8 protein-coding genes and 1 pseudogene are annotated in these 4,067 nt (G+C 69.8%); 3 read left to right on the forward strand and 6 right to left on the reverse strand.

The window, feature by feature from the left end:
- Positions 1-320, forward strand: a pseudogene (locus VR44_RS32145) (hypothetical protein); the annotation flags it as partial.
- A gap of 19 nt (positions 321-339) precedes the next feature.
- On the opposite strand, the gene VR44_RS32150 reads toward VR44_RS32145, so the two are convergent.
- Entirely contained in the window at positions 340-714 is a 375-nt protein-coding gene (locus VR44_RS32150; protein ID WP_045951158.1) for a PIN domain-containing protein, read from the reverse strand.
- Entirely contained in the window at positions 705-971 is a 267-nt protein-coding gene (locus tag VR44_RS32155) for a hypothetical protein (RefSeq protein WP_045951159.1), read from the reverse strand. Before VR44_RS32155 ends, VR44_RS32150 begins: the two co-directional genes overlap by 10 nt.
- A gap of 174 nt (positions 972-1,145) precedes the next feature.
- Here VR44_RS32155 and VR44_RS32160 point away from each other — a divergent pair, with 174 nt between their 5' ends.
- A complete protein-coding gene (locus tag VR44_RS32160) occupies positions 1,146-1,373 on the forward strand; it encodes a hypothetical protein (protein WP_052713934.1) in 228 nt (75 codons plus the stop codon).
- 79 nt (positions 1,374-1,452) lie between these two features.
- Here the strand turns inward: VR44_RS32160 and VR44_RS45480 are convergent, their stop codons facing one another.
- The 4 genes from VR44_RS45480 to VR44_RS32175 form a co-directional block, all read right to left on the reverse strand.
- A complete protein-coding gene (locus VR44_RS45480; RefSeq protein ID WP_157880478.1) occupies positions 1,453-1,626 on the reverse strand; it encodes a hypothetical protein in 174 nt (57 codons plus the stop codon).
- A gap of 420 nt (positions 1,627-2,046) precedes the next feature.
- The gene (locus VR44_RS45485; RefSeq protein ID WP_045951161.1) at positions 2,047-2,409 is read right to left on the reverse strand and encodes a hypothetical protein; all 363 of its coding nucleotides are present in this window, start codon (positions 2,407-2,409) and stop codon (positions 2,047-2,049) included.
- 17 nt (positions 2,410-2,426) lie between these two features.
- On the reverse strand, positions 2,427-2,870 hold the full coding sequence (locus VR44_RS32170; RefSeq protein ID WP_045951162.1) for a hypothetical protein: 444 nt from the start codon (positions 2,868-2,870) through the stop codon (positions 2,427-2,429).
- Positions 2,871-3,069: 199 nt separating this feature from the next.
- Positions 3,070-3,381: a hypothetical protein gene (locus VR44_RS32175; protein ID WP_052713935.1), complete on the reverse strand. Its 312-nt coding sequence runs from the start codon at positions 3,379-3,381 to the stop codon at positions 3,070-3,072.
- Here VR44_RS32175 and VR44_RS32180 point away from each other — a divergent pair.
- Complete coding sequence (locus VR44_RS32180; protein ID WP_157880479.1) at positions 3,364-3,891, forward strand: hypothetical protein; 528 nt, start codon at positions 3,364-3,366, stop codon at positions 3,889-3,891. The two genes, VR44_RS32175 and VR44_RS32180, sit on opposite strands and share 18 nt — an antisense overlap.
- Positions 3,892-4,067 lie beyond the last annotated feature (176 nt).

Below are 4,067 nucleotides of genomic sequence, written 5' to 3' on the forward strand. Positions count from 1 at the left end.
CCTCCGCCGTCCTCGGACTGCTCGCCATCGCCGATCCGGCCAATCTCGACCACACCCGGCTCGCCGAGGCGGCGCTGCACTCGGCCGAGACCCGTGCCGACCTCAAGGGTGCCTGCGACGCCCTGCGGGTACTCGGGTCCGCCGCCCTGACGCCAGAGCAGCACGGTCGGCTGGCCGCGCTGACCGGTCGGGACCGCCGCCTGGTCCTCTACGGGTCCGACCACGCGATGATCCGCGAGGACGAACAGCTGCGCGCCGCGCTGACGTCTGCACTGCCTGCCGCGGCGGCGGCGGCGAGGGACACTGCCGGAGCTTGCTGAGGCAGGTGCCGCGTCCCGGCTAGCCCGGGTTGAGCGGGTAGACCCCGGTGCCTTCGTACGCCTCGGGGGTCAGCGAGAGCACGGTGAGCGGCTCTCCCGATTTCGCTGCCTGCCAGGCGATGGCCGCCGGATGCGTCACTGTCCAGTCGGTGGTCGGCCAGGACCCGGCATCCAGGGCGTGAGCCGCGGTGAAGGGCACGGTCTCGGCGAACCGCAGGCGCGCGGCGTGGGAGCCGGCACCAGGCATCGTACGCTCGGCGGCCAGGACGGAGAGGGCCGGGATCAGGACCCGGCCGGTGCCCCGGGAAGACTCGATGTACAGGCCGGTGAAGAACGGGTCGGCCTGGTAGAGGGCGACGAGCGCCGTGTGGTCGAAGACCGCCGTCAGGTCCACGCGGCGGCGCCGCCCTGGTGGGCGCGGATCTTGTCCCAGGCCGACTGGCCGGCCTGCTGAAGCTGCTCGGTGTAGTCCAGCCCGAGCTCCGCCGCGGCTTCCAGGGCCCGCTGCTCCTGCTCGGCCTGGGTCAGCCGGCTCTGGGCGAGCTCGTCCAGGAGCTCGGTGATAGTCGTGCCTCGCTCCTGCGCGAGGAGACGCAGCCGGTCCCGGGTAGCCTCGCTCGTCTTGATGCTCGTGGGCTTGCCGTTGCTCATGAAGGCGATTCTACCGCCGGTAGAACATTGTGCCCATGGTCTTCGTCTGGGTCGCGGTCTATTTTCCCTCGACACGGCCCGGCGGCCACTCGCCGAGGACGTCGGGCATCTGCCGCCTCAGTCGGACAGAGCCTCCGGGGTGCTGGGATGACGGGCTCGTCGCAGGCTGGATGGATGGCTGACCAGACGGAGATCGTTGTTCACCCTGTGTCGCCGATGGGCGGCCGGAAGGTCACCGCACATGTCTTCGGCGTCGATGCCGACCTCGGCCGCGCCTTCGACCCCGGCGATGTGTCCGCGCTTCTGCGGCGGGCCGGTTTCGAGGACGTGGACCTGTCCGAGGAAGGGCCGATCCGGTGGGAAGGAGGGGGACCCCAGGTATGGACCGCCGACAACATCTGACCTCAGGTGCCCGACGACCCCGTGGGGAGAGCCCCGCTACATACCAAGGTGCCCAGGTTGAGCGTCGCGGACAGCCCGCTCAGATCTCGGCGTCACTCATGCGCTCAAGGTTCCAGCGCGCCATGATCTCGGCAACAGCGGGGTATCGCTCAAGGAGCTCCTCGTCGCTCAGCTCCGCCCCAGCTCGCGTCGGCCCGATGCGGACGTCCGTACGGTTCGGCAGGGTCGTCGCTCTCGTGTGGAACTTGCTCACGGGACCTCCGGCGCTCGCGTAGCTGAGGCGATCACGATCCGCCCGACCGGACAGCCACGTCAACCCTTGCGGAGGAATTCATTCCGGGGGCGGAGAACACACCGCGAGCCTCGACTGGGGCTAAGCTCCTGGAACCTGGAGAGGCCCAGGACTTCGTGCTCATGGCGCTTCCCGACGCGCAGCGCAGTCTGGGGCGCCTCGACCGCACCCCCATCCCCCTGCCCGCCTGACACATGCCTTGCCAAGCCTGCCGACGCGCCATCCTCGGCGACGAGACGATCGCCTCGATCCACAGGAGGGTGGCTGCGGCGCCGCCACCGAGCGATCAGCTCATCGAGGCCCTGGGGCCTATCCTCAACAATCCTGCGCACGGAGGGGAACGAGGCTGTCCCGGCACCAGCAGTAAAGGCTGCATCCAGATCACTCCCACCCCGGCATCCAGAACGCCTGCGGACCGGCCCGCAGCGCATCCGGGGTTACCGGCTGGGGCCTCGGCCGGGGAGGCTTGGTGTAGCTCGGTCCGTAGACGATCTCCCACAGGCCGTCGGAGTGCTCGAGCACGTCCATCCGCACGTGCTGCTTGAGGGTGCGCAGCTGGCGGCGGAACTCGTCAGCGTCGAGGCCAATCCGCCGGGCGAGCACGGGGATGTCGGCGTCCCACAGGTTCAGGCCGAGGATGTCGCCCTCCCCTCTGCTCTGTTCGGCGATGGCCAGGAACACCCGCCGGGCCGTCCCGTCGGAGATGTTCTGGCTGTGTATGTATGCGATGGCGTGCTGGCTCACGTGGGAGTTCCGTCCTGTCAGTGTTCGACGATGCGGCCGGCGGTGTCCCGGCGGCGGCCGTGGAGGGTGTCGAGAAGGTCAGCGAGCCCCGACATGCTCTTGGGCTCGGCCCTGGCAATCTGGTCGGTGACGGCCAGCGCCTGAAGCGTTGGGGCCAGTTGGTTGAGCAGTGCCAAGGCGTCGGGCAACGTCCGGGCGAAGAACTGCTCGGAGGTCCCGCTTCCTTCCAGGTCGAACAGGAAGCAGGGCTCCTGGAGCCGGGAGAACACCGTGAGGGTCAGCGGGACGTTGTGCGCCTCGCCGGCTCCGGTCCACGCCTCGTAGCCGGCAGCCTTGACCGTGGCGTCGAATCCTCCTCCGTGTTCGTGTGTCAGCGGGTCCACGATGGGGCTCCAGCTCCCCGTGCTGTAGACCCAGCTCTGACGAGGCTCCTCGGCGCCGTGCGGCGTGCTGTCAGTCACGGCCCTCCCCTTTCTGGTGCATGTCTGCGGCGGTGCTCCTCGCCGTCCAGGGGCCGACGGTGGCCCCGGCCAGATCATGTGGCCGCCAGGTGCCCGGCACTCGCGGAGCTGTTCCACCCGCTTTGATTCGCACCCGCATTGGCCGAGAAGATGCTGTTACCCGAGGGCTGCCAGGCCGGTGCGCCTGCCCAGAAGCTGGTCAGGCGGTCCACTCCAGGCGCCGCGGCTGCATCTGATGGCCGGACTTCTCTGCACGGACCCGGCGCCAGGCCGTGGCCTCGGTCGCCCCAGCCTGGCGGCGGCGCTGCGCGCGGGCCTGCTCGCTCGGGGCCGACGCATCGTCCGAAACGTTGGGCTCCGGGAAGGCGCGACAGGTCAGTGTGCGCAGCGTGGCGGTCTGCCGCTCCACCTGACGGTTGCCGAGTGGCGGCGTTGCCGTAGCGGTCTTGCTGTTTCGGCCCGAGGCGTGCGGCCAGGTGGGCAGGATGGCGTGATGAGCGAACTTACGCACGCGCCCGTCATGGAACTCCTTCGCGCCTCGCTCGATCCAGCGAGCCACCGCGAAGACGTCGTCTCGAAACTGGATCTTCCGACCGGGCGCCTGATCGCGGCCGCGGCCCACGCGGACGCCGACGACAACGGAGCCGACCGACTGGCCAACCTCGCCGGCGGTCTCGCCCTCGCAGCGCTCGGCCTCAGCGCGGAGGTCGCCTCACGGGGAGAGAAGACGCTTGAGGAGTTCCTCGACGGCCTGGAGCAGGCCGGCGACGACGAGGTGCACAAGCTCATGGTCGCGACGATCCGGGGCATGCTCCACGACCAGGGCGTGGAGGTGATGGGGCGCACCCTCGCGCAGGACCAGGCTCGCTTCCTCGACCTCCTGCTCGCCCTGACCTCCTACTGCGGAACCAGCATCCTCGCCCTGCAGGCCATCGGCACCCCCGCCGAGACCACCCTGGCCGACCTGGAAGACGCCCTGCGGGACGAAGACGACGAAGCGGAGCCCGCCGCCACGTCCTAACCGACGACCTCGACGCGGGCCGACCCGGGCGCGAGCACGAGGGCGCCTTCGCGGATCGCGAGCGCGTCCTCCCCCTCACCTACCCTCTGCCCGGCTAGGCCGTTTCCTGTGGATCACCTTGCTGACCAGATGAAGATGGCGGCGAGGTGGAGTCCGGCGAGGTAGATGGTGGCGGT

The sequence above is a fragment of the Streptomyces katrae genome (genome assembly GCF_000966975.1).
GTDB classification, from domain to species: Bacteria; Actinomycetota; Actinomycetes; order Streptomycetales; family Streptomycetaceae; genus Streptomyces; species Streptomyces katrae.

Bases quoted from the DNA above. Each gene is read 5' to 3' on its own strand.
- VR44_RS32155 (WP_045951159.1), bottom strand. From the start codon at position 971: ATGAGCAACGGCAAGCCCACGAGCATCAAGACGAGCGAGGCTACCCGG.
- VR44_RS32160 (WP_052713934.1), top strand. From the start codon at position 1,146: ATGGCTGACCAGACGGAGATCGTTGTTCACCCTGTGTCGCCGATGGGC.
- VR44_RS32180 (WP_157880479.1), top strand. From the start codon at position 3,364: ATGAGCGAACTTACGCACGCGCCCGTCATGGAACTCCTTCGCGCCTCG.